Origin of the sequence: Streptococcus mitis, assembly GCF_001074635.1 — a bacterium.
GTDB classification, from domain to species: domain Bacteria; phylum Bacillota; class Bacilli; order Lactobacillales; family Streptococcaceae; genus Streptococcus; species Streptococcus mitis_E.
Genome location: NZ_JUQO01000150.1, coordinates 19,994 through 36,923 on the forward strand (window position 1 = coordinate 19,994; position 16,930 = coordinate 36,923).

General features: G+C 38.2%; 18 protein-coding genes. 2 read left to right on the plus strand and 16 right to left on the minus strand.

Annotated elements, in window-relative coordinates:
* The first annotated feature begins 156 nt into the window (after positions 1–156).
* On the plus strand, positions 157–1,008 hold the full coding sequence (locus tag ADI58_RS06265; protein ID WP_049521893.1) for a MurR/RpiR family transcriptional regulator: 852 nt from the start codon (positions 157–159) through the stop codon (positions 1,006–1,008).
* A gap of 61 nt (positions 1,009–1,069) precedes the next feature.
* Here the strand turns inward: ADI58_RS06265 and ADI58_RS06270 are convergent, their stop codons facing one another.
* The 16 genes from ADI58_RS06270 to ADI58_RS06350 form a co-directional block, all read right to left on the minus strand.
* Entirely contained in the window at positions 1,070–1,420 is a 351-nt protein-coding gene (locus tag ADI58_RS06270; protein WP_000384863.1) for a type II toxin-antitoxin system RelE/ParE family toxin, read from the minus strand.
* Positions 1,410–1,697, minus strand: coding sequence for a type II toxin-antitoxin system RelB/ParD family antitoxin (gene relB / locus ADI58_RS06275; protein ID WP_049521894.1), 288 nt, complete (start codon positions 1,695–1,697; stop codon positions 1,410–1,412). The genes ADI58_RS06270 and relB overlap by 11 nt, the downstream gene beginning before the upstream one ends.
* Positions 1,698–1,793: 96 nt before the next feature.
* The gene (locus tag ADI58_RS06280) at positions 1,794–2,678 is read right to left on the minus strand and encodes an ROK family protein (protein ID WP_049521895.1); all 885 of its coding nucleotides are present in this window, start codon (positions 2,676–2,678) and stop codon (positions 1,794–1,796) included.
* Between the two features lie 17 nt (positions 2,679–2,695).
* On the minus strand, positions 2,696–3,613 hold the full coding sequence (locus ADI58_RS06285; RefSeq protein WP_001281495.1) for a dihydrodipicolinate synthase family protein: 918 nt from the start codon (positions 3,611–3,613) through the stop codon (positions 2,696–2,698).
* A 172-nt stretch (positions 3,614–3,785) separates the two neighbouring features.
* A complete protein-coding gene (locus ADI58_RS06290; protein ID WP_049521896.1) occupies positions 3,786–4,430 on the minus strand; it encodes a YesL family protein in 645 nt (214 codons plus the stop codon).
* 19 nt (positions 4,431–4,449) lie between these two features.
* Positions 4,450–4,902: a NanQ anomerase/TabA/YiaL family protein gene (locus ADI58_RS06295; RefSeq protein ID WP_000575450.1), complete on the minus strand. Its 453-nt coding sequence runs from the start codon at positions 4,900–4,902 to the stop codon at positions 4,450–4,452.
* 271 nt (positions 4,903–5,173) lie between these two features.
* Positions 5,174–6,013 carry a carbohydrate ABC transporter permease gene (locus tag ADI58_RS06300; protein WP_049521897.1) on the minus strand — a complete coding sequence of 280 codons (840 nt, stop codon included), beginning with the start codon at positions 6,011–6,013 and terminating at the stop codon, positions 5,174–5,176.
* Positions 6,014–6,028: 15 nt separating this feature from the next.
* Positions 6,029–6,895 (minus strand): carbohydrate ABC transporter permease, encoded by an 867-nt coding sequence (locus ADI58_RS06305; RefSeq protein WP_153198773.1) that lies wholly within the window; start codon positions 6,893–6,895, stop codon positions 6,029–6,031.
* Between the two features lie 221 nt (positions 6,896–7,116).
* Positions 7,117–8,445 carry an ABC transporter substrate-binding protein gene (locus ADI58_RS06310; RefSeq protein WP_049521898.1) on the minus strand — a complete coding sequence of 443 codons (1,329 nt, stop codon included), beginning with the start codon at positions 8,443–8,445 and terminating at the stop codon, positions 7,117–7,119.
* Between the two features lie 114 nt (positions 8,446–8,559).
* Positions 8,560–9,258 (minus strand): N-acetylmannosamine-6-phosphate 2-epimerase, encoded by a 699-nt coding sequence (locus ADI58_RS06315; protein WP_004258578.1) that lies wholly within the window; start codon positions 9,256–9,258, stop codon positions 8,560–8,562.
* Between the two features lie 172 nt (positions 9,259–9,430).
* Positions 9,431–10,534 carry a Gfo/Idh/MocA family protein gene (locus ADI58_RS06320; RefSeq protein WP_000241736.1) on the minus strand — a complete coding sequence of 368 codons (1,104 nt, stop codon included), beginning with the start codon at positions 10,532–10,534 and terminating at the stop codon, positions 9,431–9,433.
* Positions 10,535–10,575: 41 nt separating this feature from the next.
* Positions 10,576–11,409 (minus strand): carbohydrate ABC transporter permease, encoded by an 834-nt coding sequence (locus tag ADI58_RS06325; RefSeq protein WP_000730468.1) that lies wholly within the window; start codon positions 11,407–11,409, stop codon positions 10,576–10,578.
* The gene (locus tag ADI58_RS06330; protein ID WP_049521899.1) at positions 11,409–12,293 is read right to left on the minus strand and encodes a carbohydrate ABC transporter permease; all 885 of its coding nucleotides are present in this window, start codon (positions 12,291–12,293) and stop codon (positions 11,409–11,411) included. Before ADI58_RS06330 ends, ADI58_RS06325 begins: the two co-directional genes overlap by 1 nt.
* Before the next feature lie 78 nt (positions 12,294–12,371).
* Positions 12,372–13,709 (minus strand): ABC transporter substrate-binding protein, encoded by a 1,338-nt coding sequence (locus tag ADI58_RS06335; protein WP_049521900.1) that lies wholly within the window; start codon positions 13,707–13,709, stop codon positions 12,372–12,374.
* 18 nt (positions 13,710–13,727) lie between these two features.
* Positions 13,728–14,180 carry a YhcH/YjgK/YiaL family protein gene (locus ADI58_RS06340; protein WP_049521901.1) on the minus strand — a complete coding sequence of 151 codons (453 nt, stop codon included), beginning with the start codon at positions 14,178–14,180 and terminating at the stop codon, positions 13,728–13,730.
* Positions 14,181–14,887: 707 nt separating this feature from the next.
* A complete protein-coding gene (locus ADI58_RS06350) occupies positions 14,888–15,868 on the minus strand; it encodes an acetylxylan esterase (protein ID WP_049521902.1) in 981 nt (326 codons plus the stop codon).
* A gap of 285 nt (positions 15,869–16,153) precedes the next feature.
* On the opposite strand from ADI58_RS06350, the gene ADI58_RS06355 reads away from it, so the two are divergent.
* Positions 16,154–16,705, plus strand: coding sequence for a GNAT family N-acetyltransferase (locus ADI58_RS06355; protein WP_049521903.1), 552 nt, complete (start codon positions 16,154–16,156; stop codon positions 16,703–16,705).
* The last annotated feature ends 225 nt before the right edge of the window (positions 16,706–16,930 follow it).

Consider the following 16,930-nt stretch of genomic DNA (forward strand, 5'->3'; position numbering starts at 1 on the left):
ATTTGAGCAGAAAATTATGGAAAAGAAAGAAGCTTTTTTCGTTTTTACAGTAAGATACGTTTTTATTTATTCATCCCTATATTATATGTTATAATGAATGTAAAAGTTCAATAATCTAGTCTTTTTCCAACACGACTCATTTAAAGGAGCCTTCCTATGGACAAACCAGATATCGCAACTATCATTGATTCACATTTTGAAGAAATGACAGACCTAGAGCAAGAAATCGCTCGCTATTTTTTGCAAGCTGAAACGATTACAGATGATTTATCTTCTCAACAAGTCACCCAAAAATTACATATTTCTCAAGCTGCTTTGACCCGCTTTGCTAAAAAGTGTGGCTTTACTGGCTACCGAGAATTCATTTTCCAATACCAACATCAGGCAGAAAATCAAGCCAACCAAGTCTCCAAGCACAGTCCACTGACCAAACGAGTCCTCAGAAGCTATAGCAATATGAGGGAACAAACACAAGACTTGATTGACGAAATCCAACTAGAACGAATTGCCCAGCTAATCGAAGATGCTGAGCGTGTCTACTTCTTCGGAACAGGGAGTTCTGGCCTCGTAGCTCGTGAAATGAAATTGCGCTTCATGCGTCTGGGTGTGGTCTGCGAGGCCTTGACTGATCAAGACGGCTTTGCTTGGACAACCAGCATTATGGATGAAAATTGTCTCGTACTCGGTTTCTCACTTTCTGGCACAACACCTTCTATTTTAGATAGTCTATTAGATGCCAAGGAGATGGGGGCAAAGACTGTACTCTTTTCAAGTGTTCCCAATAAAGATAGCCAGACCTACACAGAGACTGTTCTGGTAGCCACCCACAGCCAGTCTTCCTATATCCAACGAATATCCGCTCAACTTCCTATGCTCTTCTTTATTGATTTGATTTATGCCTACTTTTTGGAAATCAATCGTGAAAACAAGGAAAAAATCTTTAATAGCTACTGGGAAAATAAAAAACTCAACGGCTATCGTAGACAAAAACGCGTCAGAAAATCCTAGTTTGGCTGAGTCAAACTAGGATTTTTATTCATCACCAAACATACCTCTTCAAGATTATGAATTAGTCATATCTTGACTTAGTCTTGAATAATTTCATGTAATCACTTTTTGAAGGGAGTAAATAAGCAAGTCTGACGGTATCCTCAACAATTGTATATAATACGATGTAATCCTTACTCAAGGTCAATCCTCGCGTTTGGTAGTGAGGGTCTAATTTCTTACCAAATTTTTCATCGGCATCAAATCCAGCTTGAGGGAAAATTTCTAGACGATTAATATCTTTTCTGATACTCGCCACTTTTCGTCTCGCAGCCTCTACAGAACCGATTTCCTCTGCTATATACTGATATATTTTATCCAGACTATCAATCACTCTAGGAGAATACAAAATCCTATATTTTTTATAATCCATAGCGTGTCACGACATCCTCATCTGTCAAGTAATTTCCAGCCTCAATCTTGGCATAACTTTCTTGAACTTCTGCTTGTAATTGTCTAAACAAATACTCCTTCTCTAATTCCTCTTCATTAAGTAAATCTACTTCATTTGTTACAGCAACATTCTTTAAAAATAATCTAAGTGCCGATGAAAGAGAGAGATTTTTTTCTTTTAACACTTCCATGGCATCATTTACCAATTCCCTATTAGCTTGGAAGGTCACAATTTTATTTGAATTTGCTATAGCCATTTTATATAGCTCCTTTATATATTTTCTTTATTATCTCACAATTATAAAGAAAGTCAAGGGAACTTGATTAGAAAATCCTAGTTTGGCTGGGCCAAACTAGGATTGTTTTGTCTTAAAATGATAGTAGGCACCCAACATACCTGCTGTATTTTGGTGATGGGCAAATTCTAATCGTGTTTTTTCAGCTAGGCTTGGCACCAAGGCATCTTTTAAGGCTGTGCGGATCTTGGGTTTGAGGATAGCCTCTTGCCCCATGATACCTCCACCCAGAATGACCACTTCTGGATTGGCCACATAGCAAATATTAGCCAGACCTTTTCCTAGATAGTCTACCATCCGGTCAATACCAGCCATGCAGATTTTGTTTCCTTCAGTGGCTTCCTTAAAGATACGTCGACCATTCCACTGGTCAACTGGATCTCCATGACCTGCTGCTACATACTCCACCAAGGCTGTTGTAGAAGCCAAATCTTGGAACGCTCCATCCTGCATATGCATATAACCAACTTCACAGGCTGAATTGCTAAATCCATGGAAAACTTTCCCATCCATAATCAAGCAACCTCCGATACCTGTTCCAATGGTCAAGCAAAGGGTGACACTCGCTCCCTTACCTGAACCAGATACCGCCTCAGCAAGACCTGCACAGTTGACATCATTTTCAATCTCACAAGGAATATTAAAGCTAGTCTCAATTTCCTTCTTGAACTGGGTTCCTGCATAATTTGGAATCTGAGGCCCAGCATAGAAAATCTCACCCTTATCTGGATCCACCATTCCTGCAGAAGAAATGGCAACACCTGCTACTGGGCCTTTTTCTAAATAGCTAGCTACGATATCTTTTGTCTTTTGTAAGATATGAGATCCACCCTTATGCGCCTCTGTTGGCATTTCATTCGATTCAACAAGTTGGCCTTCTTGGTCGATCAAACCATATTTGATATTTGTTCCACCGATATCAATTGCAACGTAGTGTGTCATAAATACCTCCTTATGGATTAGAGGAAGCGCTCCTTGGTTTCACGAATCAAGGCTGCAGCTGCTTCTACAACTGGGCGATCTTCTTCAGTCACTGGTGTCAATGGTGAACGAACAGAACCAATATTCAATCCTTCATTGATCTTCAAGACTTCCTTAATCACACCGTACATATTTCCATGTGCAGCAGTCAATTTGCCAATGATTGCATTGATAGCGTATTGTAATTCACGCGCTGTTTCCAAATCTTTGTCAGCAATCAATTGGTTGAGTTTCAAGAAGAGTTCTGGCATAGCACCATAAGTACCACCAATACCAGCCTTAGCACCCATGAGGCGACCACCTAGGAACTGTTCATCAGGACCATTGAATACGATATGGTCTTCTCCACCAAGGCTCACAAAGGTTTGAATATCTTGAACTGGCATAGAAGAGTTCTTAACACCGATAACACGAGGATTTTTCAACATTTCTGTGTAAAGGCTTGGAGTCAAAGCAACACCTGCCAATTGAGGAATGTTGTAGATGACATAGTCTGTGTTTGGAGCTGCAGAACTAATATCGTTCCAGTATTTGGCAACGGAATATTCTGGCAAGCGGAAGTAAATCGGTGGAATCGTTGCAATGGCATCTACACCCAAGCTTTCTGCATGGCGAGCTAATTCCATACTATCTTTAGTATTATTGCAAGCAACATGGGCAATAATAGTTAATTTACCTTTGGCAACTGCCATGACTTCTTCCAAGATTAACTTGCGGTCTTCAACGCTTTGGTAGATACATTCACCAGAAGAACCATTGACATAGAGACCTTGAACACCTTTATCAATGAAGTATTGAACCAAGGCACGTGTACGCTCTGGACTTACTTCTCCTTGATCATCATAACATGCGTAGAAGGCTGGAATGACACCTTCGTATTTTTTTAAATCTGACATAGATTTTCTCCTAAGTTTTCTTTTTTTCTGCTAAAAGCAGGATTTATTCTTTACGTGTTTAGTATACACCTTGTGAAAAACGCTTTCAATATCTTGTGTACACTTAGATTTTAGTTTCGATATGCATTTTGAAATGTTTATGGCTTGAAAGTAGTTTCAGAAACAAGCCATCCTATTGGTATTTTGCGAAAATTTTCTCCATCAATCCAGTCTGGATAAAGACCAAGAGTCCAAACCCAAAAAGCAGGAAGGCTGAGCCACCTAAAAGTAAACTGAAGGCGGACAGATAAAGAACCATCACAATGAGAAAGAGAATAGCTAACATGAGGAAGAACCAAGGAAAGTTAAAACTTGCCAAGATAAGTCCTTTTTGTAACACTTCTTTCCAAGTCAAATCATAGCGTGCAGCGATAGGATAGCTAGCCAACATCACGATAGTGAGGAAGATAAGAACGCCTAGACAAATAGCTTTTACCATTTGGAAAGGCATAGCTGTCTGACCCCAGAAGAGATAGAGGTCTAAAAGACTCAACAAAACAATGCCCAACTCTAGCAAACCTAATTGGAAGCCCAATTTCAGATTTTGCTTGAAAGCTCTTAGATAGATTTTAAAGACAGGCACACGTCTGCTCTTCTTAATCTCAAACATAGTCTCGTAGAGACTAATTTTAGCCACTCCAATCGTCACGATGGGCAAACAAGAGACAACAAAAAGAAGATTGGCTGTCACGATATCCAAGACCTTCTCACTAAAACGCATGAGAAAGTTATCTGTATCAAATGCTGCCTTGATAAGGCTTACTCCTTTTTGTGCCATGTTTGCTCCTCCTGATTTTTTAATCAATCAAAATTTTAAAGAGATATTTGCGAACCTTCTCTTCCATACCTGCATAGCCATTTGGCTGGTGTGGTTCTCCTGGAAAGAAAATTGCAAAATTGTGATAACCCAACAAGAGTGGGTAGTTTTCGTGACAATGAACAAAGCCAATGTCACTCGCTTCGTCGAATGCTACTGCTTCATCTTTGATACGTGAACCGTAACTCGAATACTCATGTCCTTCTACCAGCAAATGCAAATCTGCATAGTTTTTATGATGCTCAAATTGATCATTTTCAGCTTGATTAAGGACATTTTCCTGAACAACTAGAAAGACCTTGTCCCCGTCAATCTCATACTTACCTAGTTCGAAAGAATCCTTACGATGTTGATAGAGATAGTCGATAGCCTTGTCTAGATTAGGATGAATCCCTTTGTAAAAGGTAATGTTTTTCAAATCGTCAAAAATCATACTCTTTCCTTCGTTTCTGATAGTTAACTAAAATCATTCTTAAGTTTATAAGTGTCTAACAAAATCTCCAAGGTAAGAAAATACCCAACATTTTGTAGACACTTATAACCTCTATATTCTCTAAATCTATAAAATATATTTCTGTATCTTGATAGATTGATTTTCCTATACTCAATGAAAATTGAAGAACAAACTAGGAAGCTAACCGCAGGCAATACTTAAGTATGGCAAGGTGACGCTGACGTAGTTTGAACTCGATTTTCGCAGAGTATTATCCTTTAACAGCTCCCATAGTAATCCCTTGAGTGAAGGATTTTTGGAAGACTAGGAAGACTGTTACAATTGGAACTGCTGCAAGAGCGGCACCTGCCATGATCAAACCATAGTTGGTTGCCATTTCGGCCTGCATGGTCGCAACCCCGAGTGAGATGGTCAAGTTGTTACGTGAAGTCAACATAACCAACTGCATGAAGTAGTCGTTCCATGTATTGATGAAGGTAAAGATTGCAAGGGCTGCAAATCCTGGTTTCACAATTGGAAAGGCTACGCTCCAGAAAGTACGAATCTCACCACAACCGTCGATTTTAGCTGACTCAAGCAACTCTGTAGGTATATTCTCACTGAACTGTTTCATGAGGAAGACCCCAAATGGCCATCCAATCAAAGGCAAGATAACTGCCCAAAGAGTGTCATGGATTCCCATGAAGTTGACGATACGTACCAATGGTACAAGGACAACTTGTTTTGGAAGCGCCATAGCAGCGATAAAGATAGCAAATAGAATGCGTTGCCCATAGAAACGTTTTTTAGCCAATACATAACCTGCTAGAGATGAGGTCGCACAGACTAAGAACATGGTTACCAATGAAATAAATACAGAGTTCCACATCCACTGCAAGGCAGGGTTTTGCACCATAAGTTGTTGGAAGTTTTCCATGGTTGGCATTTTAGGGAACCATTGTGGTGGAATAACGATTGTATCAGGTTGTGACTTGAAGGCACCTGTCAAAATCCAGTAGAATGGAAAGATGAACAGCACGGTCAACAAGAGCAAGATAATAGTTGAAATAACAGTGAAAGCTGTTAAAGGTTTCTTTTGTGTAGATTGCATAGCTGTCTCCTTTCTTTAGTATTCTACGTCGTTTCCAAGTACTTTAAATTGAACAAAGCTTACGATAGCGATCATCACTGCCAAGAAGACACCGATGGTGTTGGCATAGCCGTATTCTGTCAATTGGAAGGCTTTTTCGTAAAGGTAGTACATAAGTGTACTTGTTGAGTAGTTTGGACCACCAGATGTCAACAACTGAATCAAGGCGAAACACTGGAATGAGTTGATTGTTGTAATGATTGCGATGTAAAGTGTTGTTGGAAGAAGGCTTGGCCATTTAATCTTCCAGAAAACTTGCAATTCAGTCGCACCGTCAACCCGAGCTGCTTCCACCAATGAATTGTCGATATTTCCCATCGCTGCGATATAAAGGATAATCGGCTGACCAACAGATGTAGTCAAAAGGATAATCATAATCGCCATCAACGCCCAGTTTTTATCTCCCAACCAAGAAATGTTTTGGCTGATGATGTGGCTTGACTTAAGGACAAAGTTTAGAATCCCTGATAGTGGGTCATATATCCATTTCCAAACAACTGTTACGGCAACACTACCTGTTACAACAGGAAGGAAGAAGACGAAACGGTAGAAGGATCTGGCAATGGCATTTTGATGATAGGTCTGAGATGCTACAAAGAGTGAGAACAGAACAACAACTGGTACAGATCCAATAACCAGAATCACAGTATTGATCAAAGACTTCATAAAGACAGGGTCTTTAAACATGCGAACATAGTTGTCCAAGCCTACAAACTCAAATTTAGTCATTGAGTAGTTAAAGAAACTTGTAATGAATCCCATAATCATAGGAGCCAATACAAAGATGACAAAGAAGAATAATACTGGTGCTAGGAAAGCATAGGAAATCACTGTTTCCCGCATACGAATTTTATTGACTTTCACAGTCGGCACCTCTCTTTCACAAATAAAATATTTTGGATTTTCTTGAACTGTTTTAAAATCAAAATGAAATTTTTTAAGATTCGCTTATGTAAGAACTTCATTTTAATTTCGTGACAGTTCCTTACATTTCAAACAAAATCCTCCCTTTTCTTACATAGACTATGCACAGGGAAAAGGGAGGAGTCAATCTGATTTAGTGCTTATTGTTTTGTAGCTTTTTTAATTGTTTCGTTAGCTTTTTCAGTGAAGGCTTTCAAAGCATCCGCTGGTTTTTCGTCACCATTTGATACAGATTGCAACATTGGGAACCAAAGTGTTCTCATTTCAGCAAAACCATTGATAGTGTTGTAGTATGGTGAGTAGTATTTAGTCCAACCACTGATTGTTTCCATACGTTTGTCTTCATAAAGTTTGCCAAATGATGTACGAACTGGGAAGGCACCTGTACGAACAACGTCTTTTGGACCCCATTCTTTGTCATCCGCGATGAATTGAACGAATTTCTTAGATGCTGCAACTTTCTTGTCGTCTTTATTGTTGAATACTGCAAATCCGTTTACAAGGTATTCAAGAGCTGGTTTACCTGAATCTGATGGGAATGGTACTTCTACCACTTCTACTTTACTTGCTTCCAAGAGTTTAGCTTGGATACCGTTTTGAGCTGGTGCCCAAAGGATTGTGTAAGATGTTTGACCGTTGGCAAAGTTTTGGATATCTGCTCCACCATCAAATTGTGAACCATTGTTCAACAAACCGTCTTTAATCCAGCTAGCTGCTTTTTCAAGACCTTTGACGAATTTAGGGTCATCAGTTGTGTATTTTGTTACATCTTTATCTGTTACAGAACCGCCGTAAAGGTTTGAGATGAAGGCACGTGTTCCTTGGTCTCCCCCTTGACCAGAACTGAACAATGAACCTGGTGTGTAGCCTTTGTCTTTAAGCGCTTTCAAAACTTTTTCAAAATCATTAGTAGTCCAACCTTCTTTTACAAGGTTTGCAACTCCAGCATCTTCCAACATTTTCTTGTTCATGGCCATGTAGAACGGTGCTGAACTGATTGGATACATGTAAGCTTTATCTCCAGCTTTACTTGCTTGTACAATGTTTTCGTTATTAACATCTTTAACAAATTCGTCTGTGAAGAGGTCGTTCAACTCAGCCAATTTACCGTTTTTACCGTATTGGATGATACGTCCTGGTGCGTCAAAAAGTACGTCTGGAGCTGTTCCTGCTTCGATAGCTGTTGTGATTTTTTCAGGTCCTGACTTGAAGTCGATGGTTTCCAATTTCACTTTTACATCTGGATTGGCTTTTTCAAAAGCTTCGATGATTGATTTTTCATATGTTCCAACACCGTCACCAGTTTTTTCTTGAGTGAAGACTGGGAATGCCCACCAAGTGATTTCTGTTTTAGCGCCATCTCCACCTGATTTAGCAGCATCTTTGCTACCACCAGAATTACCACATGCAGCAAGGCCAAGAACCGCAGCACCCGCAAGTACTGTACAAGCTAGTTTTCTAAATTTCATTTGTATTCTCCTAATTGATAAGCGTATCCATATTGGATAATGAGTAAGATTGCATTTGTATACGTTTTCATTTCATCCGATGCATCCACCACTCTCCTCTGTTTTGAAATTGTGTTATTTAAGACCAGCAACGAAGCGTTCTGTAATCTCTTTTGGTCTAGTAATAGCGCCACCAACAACAATACCTCGCACTCCGTATCCCAGGATTTGTTTGGCTTGTTCTGGTGTATGAATTTTCCCTTCTGCAATGACATCTACACCAGCATCACAGAGTTTTTTGATTAATTCAAAATCGGGACCATCCACTTTTGGACTGTAAGATGTGTATCCTGATAAGGTTGTTCCGACAAAGTCGATTCCTGCTTCAACAGCTGCTAGTCCTTCTTCGAAAGTACTTGTATCAGCCATCAAGAGCTGGTTAGGATATTTTTCTTTAACCTGACGAATAAAGTCTTGAATCTCCAAACCATCATAGCGTTCACGCTTGGTACAATCCAGAGCAATCACCTCAATGTCGAGTTCTGCCAATTCATCAACTTCTTTCATGGTAGCCGTGATGAAGGGTTCTTGTGGTGGATAATCTCGTTTGATGATCCCAATGATTGGAAGGTTGGTAACCTCCTTGATTTCCTTGATATCACGAACACTGTTTGCTCTGATACCGACTGCTCCACCTTGCTCAGCCGCTTTGACCAGCAAGGGAATGACTCCTCCCGCTTCTGTATAAAGCGGTTCGTGAGGAAGGGCCTGACAAGAAACGATGATTCCATCTTTGATTTGTGCAATCAAGGCTTCTTTAGTAATCTGTGGCATCCTCTTTCCTCCTTTTCTTTGTTCTTATGAGTTTATTATATATCATTTGTGAAACGCTTTCAATACTTTGTAGTAGAATAGATTTCAGTTTCAAAAACTAGACAAGTCAAACAGCTCCTCTAAAAGTACTTTCAGAGGAGCTAGTCGACCTATAATAGGAGAATACCAAAATTTATTTTACAATTTCTGACAATTTTACTTTACGATCTTCAAACATAGATTGGGTACAAGCATCTGCAGTAGCAATTGCTTCGAGAGCAGCTTCACCTGTCAACAATTTTGCAAATTCTTCTGATACTGGAGCTCCTTGCATAATCTCATGTAGATAGCGCATTTCTTTATCAATGACAGATGATAACCATAATGGAGTACGTTTACCTGGTTTACCATAAGCAATTGCTCCATCCATCTCTGTACTATGATAGATACGAGTACGGTCATCATCTTCTTCTTGCGATTCATGAATCAAGAAATAACTTTCTTGTCCGTCTAGCTTAAGAGTTCCTTTACAGTTGAATAAGTCTAAACGGATGGCACCTTTCGTTCCTTGAATCAAGACATAATGCTCACCCCAACGATAAGCTGAACCCCATTCTAACAAGGCAAAACGTTTATTAGAAAATTCCATATTGACAAAAATCATATCATCTTCGTCACCGAAATTTTCACCTTCATGGGCTACATTCCCACCTGTCATGGTTACAGTTTCAGGCATACCACCCATAAGAAATTGCACGCAATCCAATTCATGGATGTGGTGATACAAGTGACCACCTGATTTTTCACGGATTTTTTTCCATGATACTGATGGTTGTTGTTCTTCCCAACCATTACGAGCTGTGTGACAGTATAGAACGTCTCCAATGACTCCTTGATTAATTAGTTCTTTTGCATGATGAACACCATTAAAGAAGTTCATAATATGTCCTGCCATAAAGGTTACATTGTTTTCTTTACATGCATCTACCATCTCGCGACAATCTTGATAAGAAAGCGCAATTGGTTTTTCACAGAAAACATTTTTACCATGTTGTGCGGCCTTAATAACTGGTTCTTTATGAAGATTATTTGGAGTTGCGACAATAACACAATCTACTTCATCGCTAGAAACCAACTCATCTAAGGAGCTTGCTACTTTTGCTCCCAATTCTTCTGCAATTGCCTCTGCATTATCTGGATCATAGAGAAGAGTAATCTCTGCTCCATCATTCTTTTGCATATAACGAGCTAACTCAGCTCCAAAATATCCTGTTCCAACAACACCATATTTAACCATGTTTTTCTCCTTTATTATTGAATAAACTTTCTAATTTTAACTTATTTTACAGATCCTTCTGATAATCCACTTGCAATTTTATTTTGGATGATAGAGAAGAAAATAATCGATGGAAGAACTACAATAACAGATGCAGCCATCATATCTCCCCAGTCTAAAATTTCTGAACCATTAAGTGAACGAAGGGCTACTGCTACTGTCATCTTTCCTGTATTGTTAATCAAAATCAAAGCATACAGGAATTCATTCCAAGCATTGATAAATGTATAAATAGCTGTTGCTACAATACCTGGTGCTACAATCGGTAGTACAACTTTATAAAAAGTAACAAATTTATTTGCACCATCAATTCTAGCTGCTTCTTCAATTCCAATTGGAACTGTTTGGAAAAATCCAACTAAGAGCCAAACTGCATATGGAACACTAAAAGATAGATAAACCATCATCAAGCCAAATAAACTATTTGTTAATCCAACTTTAGCAATGGCAATTGAATAGGGAATTGCTAACAAAATTGGTGGGAAAATGTAGGTAATGACAAGTAATCTCGACATGATTGCTCCCAATTTAGGGAAGAATCTAACAATACCATAGGCTGCCATAGCAGAAATAATAATCGCAATAACGGTTGTAGCTAAGGCAATGATTAAACTGTTTCGAATGTTATCAATAAAGTGCAAATCGTTAATAACATGAGTGAAATAATCTAATGTAAATTGTTCAGGCCAAAATCGTGTTGGATACTGAGTTAATTCCCCTTTCCCCTTGACAGAAGATATGATAATCCATACCAATGGGAAAATTGCAACGATGGTCGCACCAATCAAGAGTACATGTGAGAGAATATCTAAATAAATACTGGATTTCTTCTTCATTATTTTCTACCCTCCTTTTCCCACTTACTGATGATAGCAAAGTAGATAAAGCAAATCGCCATCAAGAAGATAAAGAGCAACACTGTAACTGCTGAAGCACGACCCAACAATTTAGTTCCCCAACCTAGGTTGTAAGCAAAAATTGGAAGCGTCGTTGTAGCATTAGCCGGTCCACCACCAGTAATAAGATAGATGATATCAAAGTTATTAAAGATCCATACAGTTCTCAAAACAACTAGAAGTCCTACAACCACTTTAATATGTGGAAAGACGATAAACTTGAACACTTGCCAACTTGAAGCACCATCTATCTTAGCAGCCTCAAATTGTTCTTCTGGTACTGTTTGCAAAGCCGAAAGCACATTAACCATAATCATCGGCGCTCCAAACCAAATGTTGATAAACACCAAACATAGGAATGCCCATGTACTATCTGTCAAAAATGCAGGTGTATAATCCATTAAACCTAATTTTACGATTAGATTAGGTAAGTAGCCATAAACTCCATTTAGAATCCACTGCCAAGAAAAGGCAATAACGATTGTAGGAAATGCCCAAGGAACAATCAATAAGGTTCTATATAATTTCTTGAAGTGGCGTACTCTGTGAAGAGCTAAAGCCAATACAAACCCTACTAAAACTTGACCAACTAATGAGAAAACGGTCCACTTAATTGAATTAAAGAACGCATTAAAGAAGTTGGGATCTGATAGCACAGCTTTATAGTTAGCTAAACCAACAAATTTATAATTGGGCATAATCAAATGCTTATTGGTAAAGCTATAAAAAATACTCGAGAAAAACGGATAAACAAAGAGTAATCCTACGATAATCATAGCTGGCAAAACAAATATCCAGCGAGTTAAATTACGTTCTTTAACCATTCTCCTTCTCCCTTCTTTTACAAGATTGGGCTAGGGCTTTTCAGCTCACTAGCCCACCTATTTTCTAGTCTTTTACATCTACTGAGCAGCCTCAAATAAATCGTTTAATTGTTTTTCTGCTTCTTTTGCTGCTTTCATAGAATCTGTTCCATTTGAAATGATATCTTGGAACATTTGTTCAATAATGTGTTGGTTAGTCAACATACCAGCTTGTACACTTGGTCCATTTTCATAACCAATAGCAGTACCTTTTTTAACAGCTTCAGTAATCACTTCTTCAGCATGTTTAAATTTCTTACGAGTTTCATTTTCTTTATAGGCTGCAGAATCGCTAATCCCCTTAATAGTTGGCAACATACCTACTGGAGTTGAATCAAGGAATTTAACGTAGTCTTCTTCATTATAAAGTGATTCTAAGAATGCTTTAGCAACTTCTGGGTGTTTTGAATTTTTCCAAACAACCATTGGAATGTTTGAGGTTTCAATTCCTTGTTCTTTATCAGATTCTTTGATTTTTGGAATAGGATAAGCATCAATCGAATCAATCAATTGAGGACTGTTGGCATTAATTCCTCCAATATGGAAGCCAGAGTTAAAGTCAAATGCTGTTTTTCCTTGATAGAACAAGGTAGCTTGTTGAAGGACATTAAAGTTCAAAGAATCTTGAGGTGAAATTTCTTTATACATTTTAACCCAGTATTTAATACCATCTTGAGCAAGTTGACTTGTCAAATCTGCTTTAAGATCTTTTGTTAAGAGGCTTCCTCCACCACTACGTACGTAGAAGTTCAAGAAGCGTGTTGCCATTAAGTCATTTGTTCCGAACGGAACAGATAAGCCGTAAACTCCAGCTGCTTTCAATTTTTTAGAAGCTTCATAGAGTTGGTCCCAAGTTTTAGGAACCTCAATATTATGTTCTTTTAACAAATCAGTTCTAACCCACATAACTTGTGCATGTGAATAAAGAGGAACAGAGTAGTAATCATCTCCGATTTTTGCTTCATTTAAGGCAGTTTCGTTAAATTTATCCTGTCCAATACGCTTGATAGAATCGTTTAGCGGAACCAAAGCATCTGAGTTGACCATTTCCATTACTTGGTTAGGAAGAGCTGTACTGATATCTGGCACATTCCCATTTGCTAAACCTGTAGTCCATTTAGTATAGAAGTCATTCCAAGAGAATGTTTCAATCTTGATTTTCGTTTTTGGATGCTTTTGCATGAAAGCATCTGCTGATTTTTGAATACTTTCTAAACGTGGTCCTTGAGTAAAGGAGTGCCACATTGTAATCTCACCAGATAATTCTGTCGGTGGTTCAGTACTAGTTGTAGCTTCTTTCTTTCCTGAACAAGCTACCAAGGCAACGGCTGCTAGCGCAACTCCAGCTAAACATAAAAACTTTCTCATTTTTTTCATTGTTCTTCCCTTTCTACATTAAGAAATCGCAACTTTAAAGACAACTTTTTTCACAGGTTCATCATTTATACGAACCTTCGGTTGATGTAAATCTTCTGGAAAAGTGATGAGGCATTCGCCAGCTCTCAAATGAACCAACTGTTCCACTTCCCCTGTGTATAATTCAATATCTTTTTCTTCGTCATATTTTTGGGTAACGCTTACATTTTCTGGCGACGTAACAGCCATGGCTTCTTCGTTTTCCAAAACTAAATGAATATCCAAATATTTTTGGTGGGTTTCAAAGAAGGCTCCTGCTTGACCGTCCGCTAGATAAGTAAAGCAATTTCCAAACAATCGATCACCATCGATATCAATCGGACCTTCTGTTAAATTTTCTAGTCCTGTTTTTTCTAGAAAATCTATTAATGTTGCAAAATGTGGATTAACTCCCACATAAGTTCCTAAACGACTAATTTTTGTGATAATCATACCGTATCCTCCTTTCTACAAATTTTTATCTATATATAGCAGCACCACACTCCCTATTTTAAAAATATATAATTTACGATATGTTAATTCTCAATTCTATTAAGAATTTGTTTCCGTTTCTTACCTATGATAAACTCCAAGAAAATTATTTATTACATATCTTATAACGTGTCTTACTTATGCCTCATTTTCCTTGTTTTATGAACCCATTATATACCTTTTTAAAAGCGCTTTCAATATTTGTTGTGCGATAGAATATACTTTTATAAATATTTTATATAACACTTTATTAAGAAACTACTTTCTATACCAAATATATTAATCCTTTTTTATACTTAGGTAATATAATCATAAAACAACCATTATAAAATAGCTTAAAAATTCTTATTGTCTAAAATCACTTTAAATATAAATCTAATTTTATCAATTATTAAAAAACCGTCTAGAGACCTCACTATCTTCTTAGGCTCTAGACTGGTTTATTTAAAATCAAGATATATCCCTCTTTGTTATAGTTCATTCAAAAAATATATGGCATATTCTAGTCACATTAGTAATGTAAAAAGAGATTGAACAAAAACTCAATTTCAGGAGAAAATGAAGTAAATCTTCCCACAATAAAACGCATAATATCAAGGTTGTTCATTGCACACCTGATATTATGCGTTTTTATGATTTCAAAGACTTTTTTCTCAGCCTCTCATTCATCACTTCACATACTTAAAAGAAATCTCACTGCCACAGAGCCAGTTGTAGACTTGGTCATTGACAAAAACATTCATAGCTTCATGAGCATACTCTGGCATGATGCGATAGGCCTTATCGCAGGTCAGCCGGTTGTAAATCGCAAACTGGGTAATAGGATAGCAAACATCGTCGTCCAAGCCAGTAATCATCTTAACTTCACCTTGGATACGATGGGCAAGATTTTTCACATCGATATAGGCAAGGGTCGCCATGATGTCCTCCTCAGTTTCATGGAAGGGGTCGTGAAACTTAAAATAACGGAAAAGTTCGTCGTAAGCCTCGCTAGTATTACCAATCTCAAGCACTCGTCTGAAGTCTGACAAGAAAGGATAGATGGCAACTGTTTTCTGAATCCGAGGATTGAGCGCTGCCGCAACCAAGGCTAGAGCACCACCTTGAGAGGCACCATAGCTAGAAAGTCGCTTTTCATCCACCTGAGGCAGACTAGCAACAATTTCAACCAACTGGTAAATGTCCAGATAAACATCCTTATAAAAGAGGTGATCCCGACCTTCCATAGCACCACGGATAATATGCCCCTTAACTGTATTTCCTAGAGGAGAACGCAAGCCGTCTTGTGAGTAACCCGACTGCCCCCGCACATCCATGGAAACAACACCATAACCAGCAACGGTGAAGGCCAGCATGTCAGCCCAGTCCCAGCCACGTCCCATATAACCATGGAAATGGAAGATTAGTGGAACCTTCTCCTCACTTTTTGGAAGAACGACGCGCGCATAGACCTTACCTTCATTGGTTCCTTCAAAGGTTAATTCATAGCACTTGACTTGAGGAATGTGGAAATTTCTTTCCTCCAACTGGTAGGCTGGAAGAGTTGAAACTTTTTTCACTTCCTCATCCCAGAAAGCATCAAAGTCTTCCGGAACCTCATCCCTTCCTCTATAAGTCTTGATTTCTTCTAACAAAGCTGGATTTTTCATAATATGCTCCTTTTATTTTGTAATCGCTATCACCACTCTAGCATATTTAAGAAAGCAATGCAAGAAAGAAGGGTGAATAGAAAATGAATTTAGATTTTTTTCTTCAAACCTACTGACTGAAAGTCTAATAAATTGAATCTAGAATAGTACCAATTAACTTCTAAAGTATTTTTAGAAATTAATGTGAATGCCCTAGTTGATTTGTCTACAGCTTATCTCGATGATATACTATAGTTTCAATGGAGATTGAATAGAGAATCACACACCAGAAAGCGAGGTAACATCATGAAAGCAATAGGTACGCAAATATTACAGACAAACCGTTTAATCTTGAGAAGATTTGTGGAGAGTGATGCGGAAGCCATGTTTCAAAATTGGGCTTCGTCTGCTGAGAATCTGACGTTTGTTACTTGGAATCCCCATCCTGATGTTGAGGTCACTCGAAACTCGATTCGTAATTGGGTTGCTTCCTATGCCAATCCCAACTATTACAAATGGGCCATTTACCTCAAAGAAAACCCAGAGCAAGTGATAGGAGATAGCAGCATTGTTGAGATGAATGAGAATGATTCCAGTTGTGAAATTGGCTATGTTTTAGGAAAAAACTATTGGAGTCGTGGCCTTATGACAGAGGCCTTAAAAGCTATCTTAGACTTCTGTTTTACTCAAGCAGGTTTTCAAAAAGTCAAAGCACGATATGCCAGTCTCAACCCAGCTTCAGGTCATGTTATGGATAAGGCTGGAATGTCCTATCTAAAGACTATTACTAATGGTGTAGAGAGAAAAGGTTATTTTGCGGACCTTATTTATTATCAGATAAGCGGAGAAGACAGATAATCTTAAAATTTATTGCTTATCCGCTGTTCTTATTTTTTATTTACTATTTCATTTATCCTCTTTTTTCCGAATAAATAGATAGAACCATCGAATCTAGCAAAATTAGATTTTAAAATATGGTATAATAGAAGGAGGGAATGGATGATTCTCAGACATCCGGGCATCAGCCCAACCAATGACTTGGTAGCTAAGAAAATCTTTAGCAATCCAGAAATCACTTGTCAA